Source organism: Hyalangium sp., from assembly GCF_035629615.1.
In the GTDB taxonomy this organism is placed as follows: domain Bacteria; phylum Myxococcota; class Myxococcia; order Myxococcales; family Myxococcaceae; genus Hyalangium.
In genome coordinates, this window is record NZ_DASPHO010000624.1 from 1 (window position 1) to 23,867 (window position 23,867).

A 23,867-nucleotide genomic window follows, 5' to 3' on the forward strand; every position below is an offset into this window, starting at 1 on the left:
GGGCCGCGACCTCCGTATAAGGAAGGGAGCGGAACCGCCGGAGCTGGCGCAGCGCCACCTTCAGGCTGGTAGGCGACATGCGCGCCAGGGTGGCTCGAGTTGTCTCGGCCCACTCGGTGCCCTCGGCCGCGAGGGCCTCGAGGATGCCCTCCACCCGGTCCCCCTTGAAGCACCGGTCGATGGCTTCCTGGTGCACTCGGAGGGGCGCAGGCCCGGCGTCCGTGGCGAAAGAGGACAGGACCCGGGTTGCCACCTCCCGCGAAGCCTCCGCGCTCCAGTCCGCCTTCACCAGGGCCTCCAGCAGCGCGTCGAGCCGGGTGTGCTCCACGTGCTGCGTCCCGTAGCCCACCCACATGGCGTCCGCGGCGTTTCCTCTCGCGCCGGTGAGCGCCAGGTAGGTCCCCACCTCGCCGGGGAAGCGCGGAAGGAACCACCCAGCGCCCACATCCGGGAAGAAGCCAATGGCCGTCTCCGGCATGGAGAACACGAGCCGCTCGGTGACGACGCGGTGCGAGCCGTGGAGGGAGAGCCCCAGCCCGCCCCCCATGCTGATGCCGTCCACGAGCGCGATGAACGGCTTCTCGTAGTGGTGGATGCGGTGGTCGAGCGCGTACTCCGCTCGGAAGTAGGCGCGTGCCAGGGGCTCCTCGCCCGGGGGCACGGGCTTTCCCAGCGAGAGGGCCACCGCGCGCACGTCCCCTCCAGCGCAGAAGGCCTTACCGCCCGCGCCGCGAATCACCACTGCCTTCACCTCGGGCGTCCGCGCCCAGGCATCCAGCTGCGGGTGGATGGCGCGAATCATCCCCAGACCAAGTGCGTTGAGGGCCCGGGCTCGATCCAGGGTCACCAGCCCGATCGGGCCGCGCGTCTCCAGCTGCACTTCATGGCTCATGGGCGGGGTCTACCTGAAAGGCCCTACAAGCTCCATGTTGCTATGCTCAGCCAGCGCGTCGAGGCCAGGAGGCAGTCGTGACCCTGAAGGTGATGACGTTCAACGTGCTCTTCGGGGGGCAGGATCGGTTCGAGGCCATCCTCGGAGTTCTGGACCGGACGCGGCCGGACGTGCTCGTGCTTCAGGAGTGCCTCTGGTGGGAGGCAGGCGACCGCCTGCATCAGGTCGCCGAGGTCCTGGGTGTGCCGGCCGATGCCTCCCACGTCCACCTGGGAACCGCACGTCCGCGAGGCAGTGGCCGGCGCTACCACGTGGCGCTCGCCAGCCGCCGCCCCTTGCGAGCGATCCACCTCCACAACGATCCGCGCCAGATTGGCCACTGCCTGATCCAGAGCCAGTTCGACAGCAGGGAGCCTGTGACTTTCTTCGGCACTCACTATGACGCGCACCATGAGGATCCGCGGCTCGTCGAGGCCCGGTACCTATGCGATCTGCTCGACCCGATCACCTTCCGCGAGGGCCTGTACCTGCTGGCCGGTGATCTCAACTCCCTGTCACGCAGGGATCCCTATCCCCCGGACTTCGCGGGTCGAGTGCGCGCAGCAGGGACGGACAAGTACGGCCACCCACCGCGCTTCTCGGTGCTGGAGACCCTGGAGTCGTTTGGCTGGGTTGACACGCTCTACCACCGAGGGCCGCCCGCCGAGTGGGTGACGGCGCGGCGCCAGAACAACGGCGTGCAGATCGACTACCGCACCGACTACATCCTCGCCTCGCCCCGGATGGCCGAGCGGCTCATCGGGGCCGAGGTGGTAGACGTAGGGGAGGCCTCCGATCACCACGCGGTGCTGGCCACGTTCCGCGAAGAGTGAATGGGTGGGCTCGCATCACCCCGGGAAAAACTGTTACAGCTTGGGGTATGGCAACTCCGCGATCCTGCCTCCTGGCGCTCCTCCTTCTCGTCGTGGTGTCGGCTTGTGGTGAAGAGGAGCTGCCTCCTCCGCCGCCTCCAGTGCTGACCGTGGACCTCGCGAGCACGTCCACGGTCTACTGCGGCACCAACGCCGTGCCCATCCAGGCCACTGTCACGGGGGGAGTGCCTGACAACGCCGAGGTGCTCGTGGATGGAAAGACCACGACCTCGCTCTCGGCGGCCCCCTTCCACTACTCGTTCGACTGTGCCACCAAGGCCGAGGGCTCCTACTCGATCAGCGTTCGAGCCAACATCCGAGGGTATGCCTTCACCAGCCAGCCCCAGCAGATCGTGGTCGATCGCACCCTGCCCACCGTCGTCTCCGGCCCCTTCCTGGAGAGCGAGACCGAGATCGCCAAGGATGCGCCCATCCGCATCACGTTCTCCGAGCCCATCCGGAGCAGCCAGGTGACCGCGGCCCACATCAGCCTGGTGACTGCAACGAAGGTCCTGTCCTGGTCCACGGATCAGAAGGTCCTCACCGTGACGCCCGTGGAGCCGATCTTCCCTCCGCAGTCCTTCCTGCTCATCCTGCACGAGGAGGGGTTCCAGGACCTTGCGGGCAATCCGCTCGCGGCGAACGCCCCCAAGGAGTGGTCCTGGACCATCCCCACGTTCATCCACAACTGGCGCCTCCCGAAATACGGGGCGGGTCTCTCCTCTCTGGAGCCCCCCGCGTTCGCCCGGGATCGCATGGGACGCTCCGTGGTCGCCTGGTTCGAGTACACGCAGGCCACCGGCGCAGCGGATGTGTACGTGCACCGCTCCGGGACGAGCGGAACCACGCAGCTCGGGGGGCCGCTCAGCGCGCTCCCTGACGGTGACTCCTGGGTCGAGGAGGTGCAAGTGGCCGTGGACTCCCTGGATCGGCCCGTGGTGGCGTGGACCGAGCGCGCCGCGGGCGAGCTCAAGGTGTTCGTGCGCCGCTGGAATGGAACGAGCTGGGAGGAGCTGGCGGGCGTTCCGAACCCCATCACCTCGTCCAATGCGAGGGATCTGACGCTCGCCACTGGGAACACGGAGCAGCCCGCGGTGGCCTGGACGGAGGTGGACTCCGTCCAGCAAGCCCGCGTGTACGTCTATCGCTGGAGTGGCTCACGCTGGGACGCTGTGGCCACTCCTCTCCAGGCGCGATCCAACAGTGCGAACGCGCTCTTTGCCTCGCTGGGGATCGACGGCGAGAACCGGCCCGTCGTGGCCGTCACCGAGCAGGGCTCGAGCCCCTTCGTCGGCGAGGCAGTCGTGTGGCGCTTGAATGCCGCGACCTGGGAGCAGATCGGCTCGAGCCTCCGTCCGGCCTCGGCGAGCGCAAATGCCTCGGTGCACCGGACCTCGCTCGCGCTGGATCCCCAGGGCAAGCCGGCCCTGGCCTTCGAGCTCAACACCCCAGGGACGAGCAGCTCGGTCGAAGTGTACTTCTCACGGTTCGGAGACGCGGGCTGGTCCAGCCCTCAGTTGCTGGATGGCCCGGACACCCGGTGGCCCTCGCTCGGCTTTGACTCGACAGGCGCACCCTGGGTGGCCTGGGAGAAGGGGGCCTCGGCGTCCAACCTCTCCGTCCGGGTGCGCAGGATGGTAGGCAATGAGCCCCATGCCTCCGTGGAGCAGGCGTTTCGTCCCCTGTTTCCCAATGGGGGAGGGGCGCCCATGTTCGTGGTTGTGGATCAGCAGCAGAAGGCGGCCAAGGTCCTGACGCGCCAGTAGAGGAGAGTTTCGGGCGGCGTCGCTACTGCTGCGGCTTCGTGGCATCGATCAGGATGCGGTGCCGGTAGAGCTCGACCAGGATGTCGTCGTGCAGATCCGCCTGCTTCTCGTCCCGGAGCCGCTGGCGCACCGTCTCCACGGGCTCCTTCCCGGTGAATGCCACCAGCAGCTCGTAGGCGGCCCCGGGGAGGGCCACCGCGTCAAACTCGCTGTACGAGGCCAGGGCGAGGCTCCCGTCCGGCAGCCACTGCAAGGTGGCGCTGGGGTTGAGCTTGAGCATCTTCGGCAGGCTGGCGGTGACGGCGGCCCCGTGGAGCCGCTTGAGGATGGACAGCTCGACGAGCCCATCGATGCCCAGCAGGTTCTCGAACTCCTCGGAGGACAAGGCCCAAACACTCTCGTAGCAGCGCCGGTAGAACTCTTCCTCGCGGCCCACCCAGGGGTGCCAGAGCTCGGCGTAGTCCTTCTGGGGAAGAGGCTTGTCGTCCAGATCCTCGACCGTCAGCGGCCCGCCCGAGGAATCGGCCTTGTCCTTGCCGAGCAGCACGTAGTCCGGCAGCAGCTGGAGCAGGGCGTAGCGCGACAGCTGGATCTCGGAGAGCGTGAGCCACGTCTTCAGGGTCATCCAGAACTTCCGGCCGTCCGCGCCCGCCACGTACTTGCAGAAGTACGTCGAGCACACCGCCTCGCGGTAGCGCCAGATGGTGCACAGGCCCCCCTGCGGCTCGTAGTAGGGGCAGCGCAGCGACTGGGTCCGGCCGAACGCCTGCCTCGCGCTCGCATAGAGGAGGTTGTACCGGGTGGGGGCCTTGATCCACTGAGGGTTCACACCGACGCCGTGGGCGATCTTCTCCTGGATGCGCCGCCGGCCCTCGGCCATGCCGGCGTCTTCATCGGAGAGGATCGCGCCCACCAGGTAGTTCGGCAGGCGAGGGTGGTAGGTGCAGCACTTGGTGTCCGGCCGGAAGAACCGGTTCACCCCATCCACGGACTCGATGCGGATCGGATTGGCGGACTCGCACATGGCGCACGAGGAGCACGTGGCCTTGGTCTCGGGAGGGATGGAGCTCTGGAAGAAGGAGGGGAAGACACTTCGGTACAGCGCTGGAAGGCTGTCGAGGATCGTGGACATGGGCGCTCAGAAGAGGTCGCCGATGCCGCTGGCGATGTCGAGGAAGAATTCCACGCCGAGGTCAATGAGGTCCACGCCCCCCTCGACGACACCTTCCACCCCCGCCTCGACTCCCACCTCGACGACGCCCTCCACCACAGCCTCTGCTGTTCCCTCCACCACACCCTTCACACGGTCCGTGCGCCCCGGATCCCCGGCGCCAGGAACGTGCGAGCCGAGCTGTGAGATCGCTTGCACCTGGGAGTCGACTCTCCGGAAGAAGCCGTCGATCCCCATCTGATCCATGAGAATCTGTGCAGCCACCGCGGGGGCCACGACGGCGCCCGCAGCCACGGCCGCTGGCTTCAGTCCCTCGAGCGTCGACCCCAGGGCCTTGGGATCCAGGATGCACACGGGGGCACGGCAGCGGGGGCAGGCCGAGTCGCGCTCCAGCGAGATGGGATCCCCACAGTCCGAGCACTGAATCTGCTGGACGTGCTTCCTCAGCTCCGTGAGCTCCTGGGGGGAGAGGCTCCGGACGATCCCCTTCTCCCGCAGGAGCTGGAAGAAGGTGATGAAGTGCCCGTGCCTGTTGGGGCAGAGGAAGTACTGGAAGCGGTTGCCGCGGGCCAGATCCTGAGTTCGCGCCAGAGTCGCCCGGCACCGGGGGCACGCCAGCGGCTCCTTCAGGCGGTAGTGCTCGTCCTTCCGCCCATGCATCTGGCGGAAGAGCCGGAGGACACCGTTCGACGAGAGCTGGATGCTCTCGCGCTGGTCGAACCACAGGCCGTGGCAGGTGGAGCACACGTCCAGCAGGACTTTCGCTCCACGCGCCCCCTCGAAACCCTGCTCGACGGTCTTGGACTTGCAGGCTGGGCAGTTCATTGCGACCGCCAGCCTCTCTAACTTCCAGGGGTTACGCCAGGGGGTTCAGCCCGCGGGCTTGGCCTTCACCGGAGGCTGCTTACCGGGGCGCAGCTCCTCCAGCACGCGCGTGGCACCGTAGATCTTCTGCAGAGACTCGAGGATGGCATCGCTGTGGACGGAGACGGCGCGGTTGACGGTCTCGTCGAAGCCGAAGTCACCGCCGAGCGACTGGATGTTGCCGTCGAACACCAGGCCGACGATCTCCCCGTCCTTGTTGATGACGGGTGAGCCGGAGTTGCCGCCAATGATGTCGTTGGTGGACACGAAGTTCATCGGGGTGGAGAGCTTGAGCTTGCCCTTGGAGTCCAGCCAGCTCTTCGGCAGGGCGAACGGCTCCTCGCCCGTGTGGCGCTCAAAGGTGCCGGCCATCTGGGTGATGGGGTTCACCTTCTTGCCGTCCTCCATGTAGCCCTGCACGGCGCCGTAGGACAGGCGCAGGCTGAAGGTCGCGTCCGGGTACACGTTGGTGCCGTACACCTCGAACTTCGCCTTGGCCACCAGCTCGCTGTTCTTCTTGATGACCGAGTCGATGTTCTCCTCGAAGTTCTTGCGGACGGCGCGCGCGTCCGGATCCACCAGCGCGGCCAGCTTGATCATCGGATCCTGCGAGGCGGAGATGGCCTTCTTGCCCCCCTCGAGGAGGCTCTGGCGCACCTTCACGTCCCGCAGCTGGGTGCCGTTCACCAGGCGGGCGGCCAGCTTCCCCGGGGACTCCTTGCCGAGCACCTTCTTCACGAAGGGGTGATCCGGGCCGAGCTCCTCACGCAGCTTGGTGAGCGTGAACTCCAGCCGGGCGATCTCCAGCTCCGGGTAGATGGGGGCGGGGCTGAACAGCTGGGCCTTGAAAGCCGGCAGGCCCGCCTCATTGAACTCGCGCAGGCGCTGGCCGTTCTCCTTGGGCAGCTCGTCCGCGGCGCGCACCAGCGCATGGGCGATGCCGTAGAGCTTCGAGCCGAAGCCCTGACCCTGCTCCATGTAGCCCAGCTCCTTGCGGACGCTCTTGAGCTGCTCCTGGGCCTTGGCGATCTCGTCCCACGCCGCGCCGTACTTCTTCTTCAGCTCGGGGTTGGCGTCGACCTTCTGGCGCAGCTCCTGCTCGGCGGCGACCTTGCTGGCGAAGAACTTCTTGTCCAGCAGCGTCTCGTGCCGGCCCTTGATGGCCTTGAACCCATTCTCCACGCCGAACCGGACGTTGTTGGAGATGCGTTCCTGCTCGGGGCCGCGCTTCTGGAACTCGGTGATCATGCCGCGGACCTCGGCCAGGGTCATCAGCATCTTGGGCATGACCACGTCCCGCTGGTACTCCAGCTCCGCCACCGTGAGCCCGCGCGAGGTGCGGCCCGGGTGCCCGGAGATGAAGGTGAGCTCGCCCTCCTTGGCGCCGCCCTTGGACCACTTGAAGTAGTTGGGGATCTGCGCCGGCTTGCCGTCCTGGTAGACGCGCACGAAGGAGACGTCCAGATCGTAGCGGGGGAACTCGAAGTTGTCCGGATCGCCGCCGAAGAAGGCGATGGCGTGCTCAGGGGCGAAGACGAGGCGCACGTCCTGGAAGCGGCGGTACTTGTAGAGGTTGTACTTGCCGCCCTGGTACAGCGTCACCACGTCACAGCGGACCTGATCGCTGGTGGCGCACTCCTTCTCGAGCTTGGACATCTCCGCCTTCAGGGTGTCCGAGTACTGCTTGCCAGAGAGCCCCTGGGTGGCCTTGTTGAGCTGCTCGGTGACGTCGGTGATGTCGCTGAGCTGGTTGATCTCCATGGCCGGGCACTTGAGCTCCTCGGCCTCGGCCTTCGCGTAGAAGCCGCTGGCGATGTAGTCCTTCTCGGCGGTGGAGAGCTGCTCGATGCAGCCGCGAGCGCAGTGGTGATTGGTCATCACCAGGCCATTGGGGGAGACGAAGCTGGCCGAGCAGCCGCCCGCCAGCCGGGCCGACGACAGACGCACGCTGTCGAGCCACTGCTGAGAGGGCTCGAAGCCGTACTTGGCCTTCACCTTGGCAGAGGGGAAGTTGTTGTACGTCCACATGCCTTCATCGGCGAGCGCGGGGAGGGCGCCCACCAGGGCAGCCAAGATGACCAGACGCTTCATTGAAAGGTTCCTTTCCGGGAGCCGGGGTGCGGCGCGTTCTGCGGGAAGCCCCGGTCTCGGTCAAGCAGGGAGTCATTCCCGGCCCCTGAACGAGCAGCCGAGCTTTTGATTTCCGAGCCCTGTGGATTCTTGGAACCCCGGCCCCTCGCGCTGAATTCGAGGGGTGGGCCATGACGCAGTGTGGCGAGGACTGCGGGAGCCGTGTGGCTAGGGCCAGTAGTCCAGGTGCATGGCCTTGCGGACCTGCGCGAGCGTGCTCGAGGTGACCTGGCGTGCGCGGTCGGTGCCTTCCTTGAGCAGGCGCATGACCTCGGCGGGATCCTTGGCGTAGTCCTCGCGGCGCTTGCGGATGGGCCCGAGGAACGCCTCGAGCACCTCGGCGAGGCGGCGCTTGACCACGGTGTCGCCCAGGCCGCCGCGCTGGTAGTGCTCCTTGAGCGCCTGGACCTTCTCCACCTCCGGATCGAAGGCATCCAGGTAGGTGAAGACAGGGTTGCCCTCGACGGTGCCGGGATCCTCCACGCGCAGGTGCTTGGGGTCGGTGAACATGCCGCGGATCTTCTTGGCGACGGCGTCCGCCGGATCCGAGAGGAAGATGGCGTTGCCCAGGGACTTGCCCATCTTGCTCTGGCCATCCGTTCCGGGCAGGCGGGCGAGCTGCGGGATGAGGGCCTCGGGCTCCACGAGGACCTCACCGTAGAGGCGGTTGAAGCTGCGGACGATCTCGACGGTCTGCTCGATCATCGGCTTCTGGTCCTCGCCAACGGGGACGAGGTGGGCCTTGAAGGCGGTGATGTCCGCAGCCTGGCTGACCGGGTAGCAGAGAAACCCGGCGGGGACCTGCACCTCGAAGTCCTTCTGGCGCATCTCTTCCTTGACCGTGGGGTTGCGCTGCAGCCGGGCGACGGTGACGAGGTTCAGGTAGTAGGTGGTGAGCTCGGCGATCTCAGGCAGCATGGACTGGACGCAGAACGTGGCGACCGTGGGATCGAGCCCGACGGCCAGGTAGTCAAGGACGACCTCCGTGACGTTCTGACGCACCTTGGCCGGATTGTCGGCGTTGTCGGTCAGCGCCTGCATGTCCGCCACCAGGATGAAGGTGCGGTACTGGTTCTGGAGCTGGACGCGGTTCCTGAGCGAGCCGACGTAGTGCCCGAGATGGAGCGGGCCGGTAGGGCGATCGCCAGTGAGAATCGTCTTGATGGGGCGGCTCCCGAGCAGAAGGGACCTGAGCGTTTAGCCGCCTGGTCCTGGCCCGTCAATTTGGATGAGAACGCCGCCGGAAGGGCCCGAAAAGCAGCGCCCAGATAGTTTACATAACGCATCTTATCAGACGCAACGGAACTAATAGCCCCCTCGATAACCAGGTGGGCCCTCCGTGCGGCTGTCGCTGGAGCCTGCAGCTCGTTCAGCCAGGCCCGGCGCCGTAGTTCCTGCCAGGGGGCGCGCGGCCTTGGCAGGCCCGACCGGTCGGTCGTCGGCATAGTGCCGGCGGCCGGCCGGTGCAGTTCTCCCACCGCGCTGGAGCCTGCCAATGTCCCACGTCCACCACCCGCCGCGGCCAACGCCGCGGACGGGAGAAGTCCGTCCTGCCTCCAAGCTCGAGCCCGTCCTCCGCTGCAAGGAGTGCACATTCACCACGTGCAGTGACTCAGAGGCCACCGAGCACGCCAACGTCACTGAGCACGTCTTCCTGGCCCCTGTCCTCGTTGGGGGCTGCAGCTGCGGCCGCAACCTCGAGGTGGGCGGTGGCCAGGCCTGCATCGGCTGCCGCTGCACCTCGGCCGCCTGCACCTGCCAGCGGCTGAGCAGCGCGGTTGAGTTCCCCGACACGCCCCCCACGGAGACGCTCGAGGACTTGCTGGGCGTCGGCGTGGCGCTCATGGAGAACGCCGCCGCCATCACCACCGAGGCCAGCGAGCTCGCGGACATCGATGGCCGCATCGAGGCCACAGACTTGGGGGCCGGCCTCCTGGAGCTCGCCATCGAGTTCCAGGCCTCGGCCCGCGCCCTCGGCGACTTCCTGCAGGCCCTGCCCAACGTCAGCCCTGCCACCATCGCCGAGCACAAGGCCCGCTTCCTGCCCAACATCCTCGGCACCGTCCAGCGCATGGCCGAGCGCCAGGTGGAGCTGCTCGAGCGTGTCGCCAAGCTGGCGCTGGATGACTTCCGGCTCACGCTGAGCGATGCCGGGCAGCTCTCCGGCTTCGCCCAGGTCAACGCCCTGCATGCCCGCATCTACGGGGACATGATCGGCCGCTGCACCCGCGAGCCGCTCCCAGGCGCCCGCCTCGTGCAGCTCCGGTGCGATCGGTGCCTCGTGCGGGTGCCCGCGTCGCCGCACGGCCGTCTGGCCGTGCCGCCCGCGCTGCCCGTCACCATGGCTGGGCAGCTGCACCAGGGCTGCTCGAGCACGCGCGCCGGCACCTGGCGCGGCGTGTTCGACGCCACCCGCGGCCACGCTGAGGTGCGCCATGGGTGAGGACGCCTTGAAGGCACACCTCAAGGCAGGCGACAACTTCCCGGAGATCACGGCAGAGGACCAGGTCGCGTTGAAGCATGCGCGTGCGGTCCTCTCTCCCGTCGCCCAGGTCCTCTCAGTCATCGCCACCCGAGTCCGGCTTGAGGTGAACCATGGCTGAGACGATTCGCTACGGCATCGTCCTCTGGGAAAAGGAGAGAGGTCGCGCTCGGCTTGTCGCCGTCGCGGAGACACTGAGGACGTTCGGTCCTGGCGACCAGGTGGAGTTGTCAACACGAAGGGTCATCCACGACTTTTTCGAGGTCACTCAAGGGTCAACTGTTGAAGACGTACGGCGCATCGCCACGCTGCCCACGTCGCTCGCGTCCCATGCCGTTGCCGTTGTCGAGGTGACCACCCATGGGTAAGCCCACCCGCGAGCGGACGCCACGCCCCAACGTGGACACCGTGCTGCCGCCCGTTGCAGTGGCGGCCGCGCTCGACGTTGCTCAGCGCCTCACCACCGCTGAGGGTGTGGCGCAGATGCTCGAGCACGAGCTCGATGCACTGCTCTCTGCCCGCAAGGACATGGCGGACTGGCAGCGTGAGGCGCTCGGCATGCTCGTGACGCAGGCCCGGTGCACGCGCCTGCAGCTGCGTGGCCACCGCTCTTTCGTCCTCCAGGAGGTGGGCCGTGGGTGACACGTGCACCACCGCGTGCGGGCGGGCGCCCCGCGCATACGCGGAGATCCAGGAGGACCTGAGGACGGCCGCCACGGTGGAGTTCACAGAGGCCTCCAGGGTGCCCGGCGCCGCGGCTGTGGACAGGCTCGCCCGCCGGCTCCTCTCGCGCCGCCTCACCCGCTTCCAGTTCGAGCTGTCTGGCCTGTGCTCGACGTGTGCCTACGTCGCGCTCCTGCGGCTGGATGGGCGGAAGCAGGAGGTGGCCAATGCTTGAGCGCTGCGGCTGGCAAGGCTGCCAGCGGATCGAGAGGCCGAAGTCCCTCATCCTCCGGGAGGTGCTCGCAACGAGCGAGCTTCTCTCTGGGGTACGTGAGGAGCCAAAGAAGCTGTGGCTGCGGGACCGCTTCGTGCGCCTCGCCTTTGAGTTGTCCGGCGTCTGCGAGGCGTGCGCGCTGCACCTGCACGTCACGGTGTTCCAAGCCACCACGGCAGTCCCCTGCGGGCACCCCACACGCTCACTCCGCCAGGTGGTGAACGGGCTGCACGCCACGGCCGCCGAGGTGAAGCGCCATGGGGGCCCCGATCACCTTCACCCGCTGTACCTCCGTGTGCTCCGTTGCTGCCTGAGCCAGTACGGCTTTGAGCTCTCGGAGCAGTGCGAGGCGTGCGCCATCGTCCTCGTTGCCAGCGCTGAGCACCTGGTGGTGCCCAATGCCTGAGCTGTGCTCCAGGGGCTGTGGGAGGAAGGCTCGCTCGTACGCGGCAATCCGGGAGGCTGCTGCCTGCATCACCAACTCGCTACCGGCCTGGCGCACGGAAGGGATGGAGGTGCTCTCAGCCCGCCTCCTCAGCCTCGCGGGCGAGCTCGCCGGCATCTGCCCTCAGTGCACCTTCCGGGAAGTGGCTGCCGCAGGGTTCACAGCCTCGCTGCACGCCCGCAAAGCGAAGCGAGGCAAACGTGGCTGAGGACAGCACCACTCCGCACCGTGACGCCAAGCTCGCGGCCGCCTCGCAGCCAACCCAGCTCTCCCTGCTCGAGGTGACGGCGGACGACGGTGAGAAGTGCGAGCACTGTGGCCGCCGGCACCCGAGCGTGAGCTACCACCACGCTGCGAGGGCAGCGTGGTGCCATGCCTGTGCCATCGCAGGAGGGCTCACCTCGAGGTGAGAAGCCCTGGCGGCATTCCCCCCGCAGTGCCACCCCCCTCCCCCGCCGCTCAGCCGGCGCAGGGGCGGGGGGCGGTGCGCCAGGAGCAGGAGCAGCTGCTGCTCGAGCTGGGGCAGCAGCTGCACCAGGCGCGGCAGCAGCGGGCCGCCGAGGTGGAGGAGTTCCGCGCCCGCCAGGAGAAGGGCGAGCGGAAGCGCAAGGCAGTCCAGCGTGAGGAGGAGCTCCGGGCCCGGCTCGAGCGGCTGCCTCGCGGCCCCACCCTGCCCCCCTACAAGCGCCACAACGCCCAGCTCGACGTGCTGCAGGAGGACCTCGAGGACGTCCTCCCGGATGGTTGGGGCTCGTGGTGGCCGGAGGAGTGCGAGCGCCTTGCAGCCCGCATCGGCGTGCCGCCGGCGGCAGTGCCACTTCTCATGATCCTTGAGTGGTGCTTCGGGATGCGTCCACCGGCCCGCAAGTCCGCCCGGATGACTGCTGGCAGCCTGTGCGCCTCTGCTCAGTGGCTGGCTCGCAAGGTGGGAGTCTCCGAGCGGTGGGTGCAGGCACTCACCAACCGATTGGATCCGTGGGCTTCTCACCGCCGTGAGCTCGCGTGGTGGCGGATCTCCGCCGGCCTCATGAAGGCCCGCGGCAAGGACGCCCCGCCGGCGCCGCGCCCGTCGACGGGGGGCGGTACCGCGTACCTGCAGCGACACCCGAGGATCCGCCTCTATCGCGCCCTCCAACGTGAGGTGCCGGCTGCAGCGCGCCTCGACAAGTGGCTCGACAGCTCCGGCAAGCTGCACGACTGGCTGGACCTGCGTGCACGCTGGCACCCCACCGTGATGGGCGTGCGTGCCTTGCGCCGCCGCGCCAGGCCGCACGGCCGCCCTCGTCCTGGCCGAGTACCGAAGCTCCGGCGCTCCCCCATGCAGGAGGACCTCTACCGGCGCCTGGCCCCCCTCTACAGACGACTCCGGGCACGACTTGCTCTCGCTTTCCAGAGAGAGTTCACCCCTAGAGACGTCCAACTCTCGATCTTGAAGGTATTTAGCCCCCCCCTGCGTGTTGAGGCGGGCCCAGACCCACCAAGAGGGGGCGGTGCGCCCTCCGCCCAGTGGCGGAGGACGCGCTTCAGGAAGCCCAACAGCCGAGAAACGAGCGCTGTTGCTGACGACGACGGCCCTGCCCGCTAGCTGTCCGGGTTAGGGAGGGGCGGAGCCTTGCGAAGCACCGCTCGCCCTGCAGGGCTGAGGTGTCGGGGGTGCTGGTATCCTGCCTCCCTAGCGAGGTTGCCCCGTGAGCCCCTGCCCCAACTGGAATTGGTTTGACGCCGATCGCCGTGCACGGCTCGTTGCGCGCCGTGGCGTTGTGGCAGTTGTGGTGCTTGTCGTGGTGGCGGCCGTGCTCTCGGCGTTGCCATCACAGGATGCGCCACAGGTGGCATCACACCAGAGCACCGACGCGACCACCTTCATCCAGGTGGTGCCAACAGCGGGGAAGAGTCGCCGCCGCACCATCCCAGCCGAGCCTCTTCAGGGACAGAAGCGAAAGCAGTGTGACCCCGAGGACGGGGAAGAGCTCGTCAACGGTGGCTGCTGGGTGAGGCTGGCGAAGCAGCCTCCGTGCGGGCGGACGTTTGAGCACCGCGGGGGCTGCTTCCGGCCTGTGCCAGAGGACCCGAAGACACCAGTGGCGGATCCTCCACACCAAGCTGTGGAGTGACGCAGCTGCACTCCTCTGGCGCGTCCGCGGGAAACCCCTCCGCGGTGACCTCGACACGCCACGGGCCGTGCCCTCCCGCTGCCTTGTGAGCGTGCACCCAGCCCCTCCGGCAGTGCTCGCGAAGCGTTTCCTCATCCATCCCCGCGCGCTCCGCTGCCGCCTTCAGGTGCATCCACTGGTTACACGCCATGAGTGAGGGTGAGTGTACCGCCGTGGCCCCACACGCCCGGAAGTACCCACAAGAACAGGCATCCAGCCGTGTGGCACCACAACCCGGCGGATTCTGGCCACTCGGCGCAGCTTCTGAAGCGTGAGACCTCTTGTCCCGTCGACGGGCAGCGACACCGCCCGCGAGGACTTCGGACCTCAAAAGAGGTGACCACCCACGCGCCAACGGACCGCTGCACCGTCGTCACCACACGACGGAGACACACGCCATGGCTGAGACGCACAGCGAGCGCTACCACCGACTGCAGAAGGAAGAGCTGGACCGGAAGGCCGGCGAGGCCACCGTGGCGGCCGCGGCCGAGAAGGAGCGCCGCGAGAGGGAGCGCGCCCAGGCACAGCGCATCGCCGAGCTCGAGGCGAAACTCGCCGGCACCTACTTCAGGCAGTCGTAGCGCCACGGGTTGATACGAGCGCCACCCACCCATGGACACCACCACACCCCCGAGCGACACCACGCCTGGCGCCACACCGCCGACGCCCTCGAGCGAGGGTGAGGTGGCGCGCAAAGCCCGCGGGAAGAGGGAGCGCAAGCCCCTCACCGAGGAACAGCGACGCAAGGCCACCGCTCGCCAGGCCATCAGCCGGCGCCTCGAGGCCCTCTTCTCCGAGGGGGACCCTGAGGCCATCGAGCGCGCCGCGGCTGCACTCCAGGGAGGAACCCTCACCAAGGAAGAGACGCCGCCGGCGGCGTCCACCACGCCCGCTCCTGCAGCTGCAGCACCTGGCGCTCCGGCCCCGCTCCCAGGCTGGCCCACCGCGGAGGCGACAGCGCGCGCCATGCCGCTGGCGATGATGGCTGTGCAGGCGATGCAGCTCGCCGCGGGCCTCGCCAACGTGGACCTCTCCAAGCCGCGTGAGCTCGTCCCGGGCCAGAAGCCCGTGGTGTTCACCGACATGCTCACCGAGGCCGCCGCGCCCGTGGTGGCTCTCTATGTGCCCGACTTCATGAACACCCCACTGGGCGTGCTGGGCTGCACCCTGCTCACCGTCGCCTCGGTGTGCATCGCCGAGGCTGTGATGGCCAAGGCCGCTGCCGAGCAGGCCGCCCACAAGGTGGAAGGGGCCGGCGTCGCAGCTTCAGGAGGGGCCAGCGCATGAGCTGCCCCTACCGCATGGCGGCCGAGCCCAAGGTGCTCGAGGGGGCCGACGTCGCCCTCTACGTGGGCAAGCGCGGCACTGGAAAATCGACGCGCGCCAAGGACCTCGTGCGCCGCTGCATGCGCGCCGGCTGGAACGTCGTAGCCCTCGACTATCACGACGAGTGGAGCAAGCACGGGCACGACACGGACCAGGTGACGCTCGGCCCGCTCACCCAGCGCCTCGAGCTCTGGCAGGTGCTGGCGGATCCGGACGTCATCCTCAGGCCCAAGCGACTCTGTGCGGCTGTCGTGCCTTCCACCCGAGACCCGCGCGCAGTGGCCGAGGGGTTCGCGCGAGTGATGGAGCTCGTCACCGAGCGCGGAAAGACGCTCCTCGCCGCGGACGAGGTGCCAACGTGGGGCCCGTTCTGCCAGGAGCAGCTCGACACGCTCGCCTGCAACAGCCGCCACAACACCGTGCCCCTCGCACTGGTGGGCCAGCGCGCGAAGAAGATCTCGCTCACCACGCGCTCCCAGGCCACGCACATCAACAGCGGGCTGCAGACAGAGCCGCAGGACCTGGATGCGCTCGCCGAGGTGGCGGGCCAGGACTACGCGGATGCCGTCTCCCAGCTCGGAGCCTTCCAGTGGTGTCACTGGACAGACACGGGAGCCACGAGCCCCCGCCCCACCAAGAGGAACCGCAAGCCATGAAGAGTGTCATCACCGTCGCCATCTCCGTCGCCGCCACCCTGGCAACCCTCGCCCTCCTGAAGCGCGCCGCGCCGCAGCTGCACGCGATGGTCGGCTGAGGCCACCCACCCCAACCCCAGGCCAGCGCGGGTGAAGAGCCCGCGCCTGGCCGAACCACTCGGCGTCACGCGCGCCACCACAGGAGTCCAAGCCATGAAGGCGATTTCCAGCTTCACGTGGTCCAACGTCGGCGCCCGCGACAAGCTCGAGCGGGGCAAGCTCATCGTCGAGAAGGGCAAGGTGCTCGCCGGCATCCTCTGCAAGTTCACCGTACCTCTCGCCAACGCCTCGGGCGGCGCGGTGGCCATGACGGACACCCAGCGGCAGGCCTTCCTCTCCGGCTGGCGCATGACGCTCAACTACGGCAAGGGCAACAAGCGCAAGCCCTACAACTCGATGCTCTTCACGAGGCTGCAGCGGATCAGCCGCTTCCTCATCGGCCAGGACTGGGAGGGCTACGCGAGCACCACCACGGGCCTGGCCCGCTCCCTGCCCGACAGCGCCACCACGGCCGTTACCTTCTGGGCCCTCGTGCCCACCTCGCTCATGTGGCACCACAAGGGCATCGCCAAGGTGATGGCCGTGGGCCGCACCCAGGCCGCGACGATGGAGCTGGAGATGGTCCGCGAGGCGGACACCCTGCCCACCGGCGTCACCGTCTCCGGCAACGTCACGGCCACGCTCTACCCGCAGACGGTGTCCCAGCCGCACGACCACTTCTTCTACCTGCCCGAGTGGTACGAGGTGGACGAGACGGACAAGGTGGCCAAGGGCCCCACGGGGCTCCACCTGTACACGGCGGAGGAGACGGCCATCCTCACCTCGACCACGCTCACGAACATCGAGCTGCGCATCGGCCGCGAGGTGATTTACACGGGCATCGACCCGAACTCGGCCTACATCCCCACGCTGCAGCTTACCAACGTGCCCAGCGAGGCGGACGTCTCCGACAGGGAGACGGTGCTCTACCAGTGGACGCAGGATCGCGAGTTCCAGGACCTGCCCGTGGGCCGGGTGGAGGTGGACCAGATCACCAAGAACCTCGCCACCTTCAAGCTCCGCGGCCTCTACCTGCCCATCCCCGATGACAACGAGGTGCGCGCTGACGTGCAGGAGGCCTCCGGGAAGAAGGGCCGTAACAAGCCTCTCAAGGCCATCAACGCCGCTGTCGTCATGGGCATGGACTGGCCGGAGACGCACCACGCCTACGCGGGCTTCGTCCTGGTCGACGGGCAGACGGCGGAGTTCTCCCGCTTCCCGGGCCTGGTGGGCGAAGGAGACACGGCCGCGGTGGACCCGTACATCCCCGCCTCGGTGGTCGACAACTCCCGCGAGCTCATCGCCCAGTACGCACTCAAGGGCGAGGTGTTCAACGCCGAGGGCGTGAGGCGGCGCGTCGCGCTCGCCGTGCCCGCCGCCATCCAGGACGTCGAGGGCTTCGCTCAGCGTGGCTCCGTCGTCCTCGATCAGGTGAGCGGCGTCATCGCTCGCTGACACCCCTCACCCACGCTCGGGGCTCTCGCTCGAGGCCCCGAGCACCTGACGCTGCAGGAGTGCACCCATGAATCCACTCGTCATCGCCGGAGCGGCTGCCATCACAGTGACGGCCGCGCTGCTCCTCACCCGAAAGGGTGCTCCACCTCCTGCAGCTGCAGCCGCGCCGCCGGCTGACTTCGCCGTCAAGTCCGCCGGCGACTTCGCTCCTCCGGTGGCGCCCCCTGCAGCTGTCGGCGCGCCGCCCTCCGCACCCAAGCCGGGCAACCTGATCGGCACCGTCCTCGCCGGCATCAACGCCAACAACGCGGTGGGCAACGTGGTGGAGAAGGTGGCAGGTGGAGGAGCTGGGGACGTGGCCCGCATCAACGTCACCTTCGCGCCCGCCATCCTCGCCAAGGTGGGCACGGAGAAGGTGCTCGCTCAGATTGGCGTACCGGAGTCAGTTGCCAAGCACACCGCCATCACGGTGGGCGCTGCCGCCCTCGTAGGCGTCCCTGGAATCATCGCCAAGGGCTTTGGTGAGCTCGGCTCCTTCGGCATCAAGGCCATCGCCGGCGAGAAGGTAGAGCAAGCCGTCCGCGGCGCCGTGAGCCAACTCGACCCGACGAAGCCCGGCAGCGTCGCTAACACCGTCATCGTCAAGCCCGTCGCCAGCATCATCAAGGGACTGGGCAAGATCTTCTGAGGACACCATGAACTCAACCGCCATCGCTCTCACTGCTGCTGCCGTCCTCCTCACAGCCGCTGTCGTGTACGTCGTCACGCGCCCGCCGGCGATGCCCATTGCTGGAGGCTTTGCCACCACGCCAGAGCAGCTGGCCGTAGCGGCCGCCCTGGGGCAGACGCGCGACACGCTCGCGCGGTTCCTCCCGGATCTGCCTGGGGGCACTCCTCGAGCATCAACGGGCGGAGGCCTTCAGGGCGTGCTCAATGACGCCCAGGCCGGCCTCGTCAAGGGCAAGCAGGTGTACGGCTCGCTCGAGAACCTCTTCAACCAGACCAAGAGCCTCTTCTAGCTGCAGCTCCACCTATCACTGGAGACACTCCACATGCGCATCACCATTGCGACAGCAAACACCGATGGCAAGTTCAGCATCGGTGCTGGACAGGGCTTCCTCGTCATCCCCTTTGACAAGGGAGCGGTCTTCCCGCTCGAGGTCCACGTCAACGGGAACGTCAGCCGCTTCGAGCGCCTCGACGAGGAGCGTCCTCTTTTCCTGTCCTTCACCGACGTGGAGTTCTGGGGCGCCACGGCGAAGAGCCAATGGCTCGTCTACACGGCCGAGGCAGAGGGTGAGGCGTTCGGACCTCTCAACCGTCCAGGCCCCATGCAGCGGCTGGTCCCGCAGATCGTCCAGGCCGGCGCATACACGCCAGGCACCTACTACATCCCGGCGTTCAGCACCGATTCCGCCACCCGCGTCCTCTATGACGTGCGGCGCTTCCGCAACGTCCTGTTCACCTGCAGCGCCGGCAACCTGACGCTCACGGATACGCCCACGTTCAGCCTCTTCCTCGATCTCTGGCCAGGCCTCAACGGTGTGGGGGGCGTCGAGAACTACGAGACGGTGGCCGCGGGCAGCTCCAATGACCTGGCGGCGACGGGCGGAGGCCTCGCGTGGATCCAGGTGGGCGCTGACAGCCCCGAGGCCGAAGGAGACCACTGGGGCTCCTTCCCCAGCCGCTTCCCCTACGTCTCCCCGAGGCTCGTCATCGGCGGGGCGGGCGAGGTGGACTTCGACGGCGCCGTCTACTTCGACTTGTGGGGCATCCCCTAGTCATGGCCGCCGCCACCGCTGCAGAGCAGACGCAGATGGCTCGGGCGCTCTCGGGGCTCGAGGCCCAGCTTCGGGCCGCTGAGAAGTACGCCGAGGACATAGCCAGCGGGTGGTTCGTCACCGACGCCCAGCGCTCGGTGCTGAAGAATGTGGCGGACGAGCGGACTCGCTTCAACACCTGGCGCAACGTGTGGAGGAGTTGGGCCATCGCCGGCGTCGATCCGACAGGCCGAGGCTACGCAGTCACGTTCTGGCTCAGGATTGGCAACGACATTGCCAGCGCCCTCAAGACGTACACGGGGGCCCTCTACAACGCTGACCTCTTCACAGTCATCAAGGACAGCCTCACCACGCCCCCCTCGCTTCCGCCACCGAGCCAGTGGCCCACCTGGGCCAAAGTGTTGGCAGCAGTCGGTGTGGCGGGCGTCGTCGTCGTCACCATCTCCAACGTCGCAACCATCGCCCGCGCATTCCGAGGCTGACCATGATGAACGTCTCTACACCTGAAGCGCTGCAGCTCGCCGCAGGCCTCGCCGGCGCCTTCCTCGGCGGGCTCCTCCTGGTGTGGCGCATCCGCCTGCAGCTGCCCACCCTCGCGCGGCAAGCGCTGAAGGCTCTGCGCGACGTCATCGCTGACGAGGCCCGGCACGTTGTGATGGAGGAGATCGAGAGACCCCTCCAGCGCCTCGCCGCCGTCGAGGACCAGGCAGATGACACACAGGCCCGTGTGGCTGTGCTCGAGACGAACGTGCAGCAGGTGCGGCGCCACGTCGGCCTGCCCAGCGCCCTCCCCGCTCAGCCCACCACGCGCTGACACCATGCACCCTCGCCACGTGAAGACAGCCGCAGTCGTGGCGGGCGGTGCGCTGGCGCTTTGGCTCCTCTGCCGCCTCGTGAGGGGTGCGGCCTGGGGAGGCTCTGCAGCTGTCGCTGACGCAGCCAAGGCTGTGGCGGCCCGCATGGGCATCCCTGTGACGAGCGAGAAGAGAAGCCTCGCAGACACCCAGCGTGTCGGCTCAACCACGGCCTCGGACCACTACACCGGCAACCTCACCGCCTACGCGGTGGACTTTGGCGTTGCCGGTGCCCGCGGTGACGAGCTCGCCCAGGCCCTGGCCCAGGCGTACGGCTTCCCCCGGGAGAAGCTCGGGACTTTCCAGCACCACCAGGTGGAGATCGCCGGCAAGGCCTTTCGCCTGCAGCTCCTGTGGCGCGTCGATGGCCACTACGACCACGTGCACCTGGGCATCCGCCGGGTGTGACGCTTCACCAACCACCGAGGCACCGAATGGACGAGAAGAAGCTCGAGGACTTGGCCCGTGACGGCTTCAACGCCTATGGCGATGAGGCTGGCTGGAAGACCTACGACGGCAAGCAGATGCCATGCTGGGACGACGTCGGACCAGTCATCCGCGGCCGCTGGCGGGCCGCGACGCTCCGGATCCTCACCCGCATGGGCGTGGTGCGCTGATGCTCACCCCTCGCCGTGTCGCCCTGCTCTGGCTCTGGCTCCTCACCGGCTGCAGCACCTGGCGCCACCAACACCCTCCCGCGCCGCCACCGCCGGCGCAGGCCTCGCCGGCGAGCTGCACGCTGTGGACGGGCGCCACGCTCAGCTGGCCCCTCCTGCAGATGTACCTGACGGCGGAGCTCGAGGCGCAACGCGCCCGCGCCTGCAGCACGCCGACTCAGCCCCCGACTCCCTGACGCGGTTGTGTTTGTCTCTCGGCAGCGGTGTACGTCATCCGAGACACAAACTGAGGACGATGGGCCAGCGCTGGCGGAACTCCCAGGCCAGCTGTGAGCGCGGGTGAAGCAGCAGGGTGGCGATCACCGCCTCGGGCACCACAGTGAGCGGGTCCACCGGCCGGGCCCGCTCGAGCTTCTTCTCCTCGAGGACCTGCTCCTCCCAGAGTTGACGGGCCTGCCTGAGGCCCTCCGCTGGGCACTGGAAGCACCGAAACCACTGGGCTGACCCGAAGCGGTGCCCCCGGCACACGGGCCGCCCACAGACCCTGCAACGCCTCCAGGAGCGAGCTCCACACCCATCCAGCCGGCAGGGGCGGGAACGAGCACGGTGGGAGGGCCAAGGCATGCCCGCAGGAGTGTACGGCCTACAGTCCTGGCGGAAAGGGACTTGATGCGGGGGGCCTGCCTGCCTAGTCTCACCCGCACATACCCCCCGAAGGGGGGAGCTGGGGAGGGTCGAAGGCCCCTCAACCCAGCGCCCTACCCCGCCACGGTTGGCCCCGTTGCGGAGGTTCTGGTTGGTCCGAAGGGTTGGCCCCCTGATGACCTGCTAGCAGAGGCGCCCTGGGACCCAGATGGACGTGACACGCCCTCCTTCGGGCACGTGTCGGAGCCTGCCTGAGCCAGGGCAGGTCGCGGTGCCGTTGTGGGGTGTGTCTGGGCTCAATCGAGTACCAGAGGAGGCCTGTTCCCCGAGGGGAATAAGTCTAAACCCTCCCAACGAAGGATAAGTTTACGTAATTCTGAAGTCTTATCAGACTCAATGTCAGAGGGAGCCAGGGAAGAAATCGGCCTGCCGTGCGCCACGTTTTCCCGCCAACGGCCCGCCGTTCGAGCCTGCCTTCGCGCTTCTCCCTGCCACCCATGGGACGTACCGTGCCCGGCCTATGCGTCTTCTCCGCTGCGGCCTCATCGCGCTTTGCGCATCGACCCTTCTGGCTGGATGCCCGGACAAGCAGCCCGCCGCTCCCGTGGATGGCGGCATCGTTGAAGCTCCCGAGGATGCTGGCCCCTCCACGCCCCCTCCCACGTCCTTCACGGTCCAGTACCAGCTCGCCAATGGCGGCATGGAGTCCATCCCCCTGGCCCTCGAGGAACGGCCGACCATCGAGTCCACTTCCGTCATCGAACTTCGAAGCTCGATGGGCCTGCGCAACTACCGGATCCGGCTCTTCGACGAGGTCGAACGCGCCATGGTCTCAGATGACTCCGCCGATGAGACTCCGAACGGCGTCGTCTACCGGATCGCCGTGCCGACCCCTCTCAAGTCCGGCCACAAATACACGCTCGTGCTCGATGCGCAGACCGGAACGGCCTTCACCGATTCCCTGGGCCGTGAGATCGAGGACCTCCGCTTCCAGTTCCAGATCGCTGGCGAAAAGGAAGCCCCGGCACCTCCGCCCAGGAAGAACGACAAGAAGAAGCGCCGGTGACCCGCCGCTCAGAGCTCGCGCAGATTCCGGTCCTGGCTCCGCACCCGTGCCAGTGTCTCCATGTCCCGCTCAGTGGGCCCCAGCTCCAGGATGATCTTGCTCACGTCGTACAGCACGTCCCCCCGGTGGAACACCGACAGCCGGGGCACGTCCTGGTTCAGCTCGTCCACGCCGCGGTTGTACGCCACGTCCATCAACGTCCGGAGCTGGAACGAGTCATAGAGGTTGTACTCCACCAGGAACCGCAGAGCCTCCACGTCGCCCCGAGCCTTGTACGCGCGCCACAGCAGCACCGCGTCCCACCCGTTCACGCCCCGCAGGTGCGGCGGCCGGCCCACGCCCAGGTTGTCCTCGATCTCCTTCAGCCCGCCGCTCATTCGCAGCCGCTTCGTCACGAAGCGCAGATCGATGTGCGCGTCCGGCGTCGGAAACCGGTCTGCGCCGAAGTAGTTCCGCAGGACTGGCGCGTCGAAGCACGTGCCGTTGAAGGACACCCACAACCGCCGCGCCGCCATCGCCTCCGGCAGCTCGTCCATGTTCCGGCCGTGCAGGAACACGTGCAGGCCCTTGCTGTCGAACAGGCTCACCACTGTGGGAACCTGGTTCTCGTTCCCGTCCGTCTCGATGTCGAAGTACATCGCGTCCTGGGCGAACTCCGGGTACAGCCGCCAGTGCTCCCGCGACGGCACCAGCCCCGCCAGCGCGCGCAGATTCCGGCTCGCCAGCGCCTCCCGGGCCTTGGCGATGTACTCGCGGGCCTGGTCATCCGACTTCTTGCTGATGGCTGGCGCGCCGGTACCCGCCGCTGGGAAGTCATCCCACGTCCGGATGCCCTGGGCCCACAGATCCTTCTCGCGAAAAGGCCCCACGCCGGGAATGTGCTGGAACGTCCGCTGCAACATCACCGCGACAGCTCCATCCTTCCCGCCACCAGATCGTCCAGCAGCGGAATGTCCGCCTCGCAGAACGGGAGCGCCGTCATCTCCGCGGGCGTCAGGAACCGCAGCGCATGCGCTCCCAGCGGCCGGGGCTCACCCGACACCAGCCGGGCCGCGTACAGCACCAGCTCCACCGTCAGATCGGGATACGTGTGCCGGCCCTCCCAGAGCCGCCGGCCCACCTCGAGCTCCACGTCCAGCTCCTCGCGGCACTCGCGGGCCAGCGCGGCCTCGTCCGACTCCCCGGCCTCCACCTTGCCGCCGGGGAACTCCCAGAGCAGCGCGCGGCTGCCACCCGGGAGGCGCTGCTGCACCAGGAACCGGGAGCCATCGCCAGGCTGGGCCATCAAAGCCGCTACCACCCGGACCGTTCTCGGCACCCCACCCGTCAACCGCCGCCCCCGTGCAGCTGCAGGGAGTACAGGTAGCCGTTGTTCGACAGGACGTACGCGGTGGAACCCTCCACGCGCGGCGCGGCGCTGACGCCCTCTCCCGGGTTCCACGCCATCCGGGCCTGTCCCGTCTGGGGATCCATGAAGAGCAGCGCGCGCTGGTTGGGGACGATGAGCATGCCTCGGGCCAACACCGGGGCCCTGCCTGCCCGTTCCCCCAGGCTGTGCGACCAGAGGAGCCGGCCCGTCTCTCCCAGGTAGGCATCCACCCGGCCATCCCCGACGGCAAAGACGATCTCCCCGCGCGC

The 23,867-nt window shown here is 67.9% G+C and carries 32 protein-coding genes; 23 read left to right on the plus strand and 9 right to left on the minus strand.

From position 1 onward, the window contains the following. Positions 1-892, minus strand: an 892-nt coding sequence (locus tag VD972_RS31635; RefSeq protein WP_324992509.1) for an enoyl-CoA hydratase/isomerase family protein, incomplete at its 3' end; no start/stop codon positions are given. Between the two features lie 77 nt (positions 893-969). On the opposite strand from VD972_RS31635, the gene VD972_RS31640 reads away from it, so the two are divergent. Further along, positions 970-1,764: an endonuclease/exonuclease/phosphatase family protein gene (locus tag VD972_RS31640; RefSeq protein WP_324992510.1), complete on the plus strand. Its 795-nt coding sequence runs from the start codon at positions 970-972 to the stop codon at positions 1,762-1,764. Between the two features lie 47 nt (positions 1,765-1,811). Next, positions 1,812-3,569 (plus strand): Ig-like domain-containing protein, encoded by a 1,758-nt coding sequence (locus VD972_RS31645; RefSeq protein WP_324992511.1) that lies wholly within the window; start codon positions 1,812-1,814, stop codon positions 3,567-3,569. Between the two features lie 22 nt (positions 3,570-3,591). Here VD972_RS31645 and VD972_RS31650 read toward each other — a convergent pair whose 3' ends face one another. The 4 genes from VD972_RS31650 to trpS form a co-directional block, all read right to left on the minus strand. Next, positions 3,592-4,701, minus strand: a complete 1,110-nt coding sequence (locus VD972_RS31650; protein ID WP_324992512.1) for a hypothetical protein — start codon at positions 4,699-4,701, stop codon at positions 3,592-3,594. Between the two features lie 6 nt (positions 4,702-4,707). Next, the gene (locus VD972_RS31655) at positions 4,708-5,565 is read right to left on the minus strand and encodes a zf-TFIIB domain-containing protein (protein ID WP_324992513.1); all 858 of its coding nucleotides are present in this window, start codon (positions 5,563-5,565) and stop codon (positions 4,708-4,710) included. 45 nt (positions 5,566-5,610) lie between these two features. Further along, positions 5,611-7,695 (minus strand): S46 family peptidase, encoded by a 2,085-nt coding sequence (locus tag VD972_RS31660; RefSeq protein WP_324992514.1) that lies wholly within the window; start codon positions 7,693-7,695, stop codon positions 5,611-5,613. A gap of 207 nt (positions 7,696-7,902) precedes the next feature. Next, positions 7,903-8,916 carry a tryptophan--tRNA ligase gene (gene trpS, locus VD972_RS31665; RefSeq protein WP_324992540.1) on the minus strand — a complete coding sequence of 338 codons (1,014 nt, stop codon included), beginning with the start codon at positions 8,914-8,916 and terminating at the stop codon, positions 7,903-7,905. A gap of 313 nt (positions 8,917-9,229) precedes the next feature. Between trpS and VD972_RS31670 the strand changes: the two genes are divergently transcribed. From VD972_RS31670 to VD972_RS31765, 20 genes are all read left to right on the plus strand, one after another. Next, the gene (locus tag VD972_RS31670) at positions 9,230-10,177 is read left to right on the plus strand and encodes a hypothetical protein (protein WP_324992515.1); all 948 of its coding nucleotides are present in this window, start codon (positions 9,230-9,232) and stop codon (positions 10,175-10,177) included. After that, positions 10,170-10,337: a hypothetical protein gene (locus VD972_RS31675; protein ID WP_324992516.1), complete on the plus strand. Its 168-nt coding sequence runs from the start codon at positions 10,170-10,172 to the stop codon at positions 10,335-10,337. The genes VD972_RS31670 and VD972_RS31675 overlap by 8 nt, the downstream gene beginning before the upstream one ends. Next, positions 10,330-10,584, plus strand: coding sequence for a hypothetical protein (locus VD972_RS31680; RefSeq protein ID WP_324992517.1), 255 nt, complete (start codon positions 10,330-10,332; stop codon positions 10,582-10,584). Before VD972_RS31675 ends, VD972_RS31680 begins: the two co-directional genes overlap by 8 nt. Beyond that, positions 10,577-10,858 (plus strand): hypothetical protein, encoded by a 282-nt coding sequence (locus tag VD972_RS31685; protein ID WP_324992518.1) that lies wholly within the window; start codon positions 10,577-10,579, stop codon positions 10,856-10,858. The genes VD972_RS31680 and VD972_RS31685 overlap by 8 nt, the downstream gene beginning before the upstream one ends. Continuing rightward, positions 10,851-11,114: a hypothetical protein gene (locus VD972_RS31690; protein WP_324992519.1), complete on the plus strand. Its 264-nt coding sequence runs from the start codon at positions 10,851-10,853 to the stop codon at positions 11,112-11,114. Before VD972_RS31685 ends, VD972_RS31690 begins: the two co-directional genes overlap by 8 nt. Further along, the gene (locus tag VD972_RS31695) at positions 11,107-11,559 is read left to right on the plus strand and encodes a hypothetical protein (protein WP_324992520.1); all 453 of its coding nucleotides are present in this window, start codon (positions 11,107-11,109) and stop codon (positions 11,557-11,559) included. Before VD972_RS31690 ends, VD972_RS31695 begins: the two co-directional genes overlap by 8 nt. Positions 11,560-11,798: 239 nt before the next feature. Next, positions 11,799-12,008: a hypothetical protein gene (locus tag VD972_RS31700; protein WP_324992521.1), complete on the plus strand. Its 210-nt coding sequence runs from the start codon at positions 11,799-11,801 to the stop codon at positions 12,006-12,008. After that, complete coding sequence (locus VD972_RS31705; RefSeq protein ID WP_324992522.1) at positions 12,005-13,183, plus strand: hypothetical protein; 1,179 nt, start codon at positions 12,005-12,007, stop codon at positions 13,181-13,183. The genes VD972_RS31700 and VD972_RS31705 overlap by 4 nt, the downstream gene beginning before the upstream one ends. 966 nt (positions 13,184-14,149) lie before the next feature. After that, the gene (locus VD972_RS31710) at positions 14,150-14,332 is read left to right on the plus strand and encodes a hypothetical protein (RefSeq protein WP_324992523.1); all 183 of its coding nucleotides are present in this window, start codon (positions 14,150-14,152) and stop codon (positions 14,330-14,332) included. 31 nt (positions 14,333-14,363) lie between these two features. After that, the gene (locus VD972_RS31715; RefSeq protein ID WP_324992524.1) at positions 14,364-15,038 is read left to right on the plus strand and encodes a hypothetical protein; all 675 of its coding nucleotides are present in this window, start codon (positions 14,364-14,366) and stop codon (positions 15,036-15,038) included. Beyond that, positions 15,035-15,733, plus strand: a complete 699-nt coding sequence (locus VD972_RS31720; RefSeq protein WP_324992525.1) for a type IV secretion system DNA-binding domain-containing protein — start codon at positions 15,035-15,037, stop codon at positions 15,731-15,733. The genes VD972_RS31715 and VD972_RS31720 overlap by 4 nt, the downstream gene beginning before the upstream one ends. A gap of 192 nt (positions 15,734-15,925) precedes the next feature. After that, positions 15,926-17,266 carry a hypothetical protein gene (locus VD972_RS31725; RefSeq protein ID WP_324992526.1) on the plus strand — a complete coding sequence of 447 codons (1,341 nt, stop codon included), beginning with the start codon at positions 15,926-15,928 and terminating at the stop codon, positions 17,264-17,266. 67 nt (positions 17,267-17,333) lie between these two features. After that, the gene (locus VD972_RS31730) at positions 17,334-17,954 is read left to right on the plus strand and encodes a hypothetical protein (protein WP_324992527.1); all 621 of its coding nucleotides are present in this window, start codon (positions 17,334-17,336) and stop codon (positions 17,952-17,954) included. Positions 17,955-17,961: 7 nt separating this feature from the next. Continuing rightward, positions 17,962-18,285, plus strand: a complete 324-nt coding sequence (locus VD972_RS31735) for a hypothetical protein (protein ID WP_324992528.1) — start codon at positions 17,962-17,964, stop codon at positions 18,283-18,285. A 33-nt stretch (positions 18,286-18,318) separates the two neighbouring features. Then, positions 18,319-19,047: a hypothetical protein gene (locus VD972_RS31740; protein WP_324992529.1), complete on the plus strand. Its 729-nt coding sequence runs from the start codon at positions 18,319-18,321 to the stop codon at positions 19,045-19,047. Positions 19,048-19,049: 2 nt separating this feature from the next. Further along, positions 19,050-19,529, plus strand: a complete 480-nt coding sequence (locus VD972_RS31745) for a hypothetical protein (RefSeq protein WP_324992530.1) — start codon at positions 19,050-19,052, stop codon at positions 19,527-19,529. 2 nt (positions 19,530-19,531) lie between these two features. After that, complete coding sequence (locus VD972_RS31750; RefSeq protein WP_324992531.1) at positions 19,532-19,861, plus strand: hypothetical protein; 330 nt, start codon at positions 19,532-19,534, stop codon at positions 19,859-19,861. A 145-nt stretch (positions 19,862-20,006) separates the two neighbouring features. Continuing rightward, on the plus strand, positions 20,007-20,309 hold the full coding sequence (locus tag VD972_RS31755; RefSeq protein ID WP_324992532.1) for a hypothetical protein: 303 nt from the start codon (positions 20,007-20,009) through the stop codon (positions 20,307-20,309). Between the two features lie 26 nt (positions 20,310-20,335). Next, positions 20,336-20,518 carry a hypothetical protein gene (locus VD972_RS31760; RefSeq protein WP_324992533.1) on the plus strand — a complete coding sequence of 61 codons (183 nt, stop codon included), beginning with the start codon at positions 20,336-20,338 and terminating at the stop codon, positions 20,516-20,518. Continuing rightward, the gene (locus VD972_RS31765; RefSeq protein ID WP_324992534.1) at positions 20,518-20,754 is read left to right on the plus strand and encodes a hypothetical protein; all 237 of its coding nucleotides are present in this window, start codon (positions 20,518-20,520) and stop codon (positions 20,752-20,754) included. Before VD972_RS31760 ends, VD972_RS31765 begins: the two co-directional genes overlap by 1 nt. A gap of 34 nt (positions 20,755-20,788) precedes the next feature. On the opposite strand, the gene VD972_RS31770 is transcribed toward VD972_RS31765, so the two are convergent. Continuing rightward, positions 20,789-21,046: a hypothetical protein gene (locus VD972_RS31770; protein WP_324992535.1), complete on the minus strand. Its 258-nt coding sequence runs from the start codon at positions 21,044-21,046 to the stop codon at positions 20,789-20,791. Positions 21,047-21,767: 721 nt separating this feature from the next. Here VD972_RS31770 and VD972_RS31775 point away from each other — a divergent pair. Continuing rightward, complete coding sequence (locus VD972_RS31775) at positions 21,768-22,229, plus strand: hypothetical protein (protein WP_324992536.1); 462 nt, start codon at positions 21,768-21,770, stop codon at positions 22,227-22,229. A gap of 8 nt (positions 22,230-22,237) precedes the next feature. On the opposite strand, the gene VD972_RS31780 is transcribed toward VD972_RS31775, so the two are convergent. The 3 genes from VD972_RS31780 to VD972_RS31790 form a co-directional block, all read right to left on the minus strand. Beyond that, positions 22,238-23,131 (minus strand): ribonuclease H-like domain-containing protein, encoded by an 894-nt coding sequence (locus tag VD972_RS31780; RefSeq protein ID WP_324992537.1) that lies wholly within the window; start codon positions 23,129-23,131, stop codon positions 22,238-22,240. Continuing rightward, entirely contained in the window at positions 23,131-23,559 is a 429-nt protein-coding gene (locus VD972_RS31785) for a (deoxy)nucleoside triphosphate pyrophosphohydrolase (RefSeq protein ID WP_324992538.1), read from the minus strand. The genes VD972_RS31780 and VD972_RS31785 overlap by 1 nt, the downstream gene beginning before the upstream one ends. Beyond that, a partial coding sequence (locus VD972_RS31790; RefSeq protein ID WP_324992539.1) for a PQQ-binding-like beta-propeller repeat protein occupies positions 23,556-23,867 on the minus strand: 312 nt, incomplete at its 5' end. The genes VD972_RS31790 and VD972_RS31785, both read right to left, overlap by 4 nt.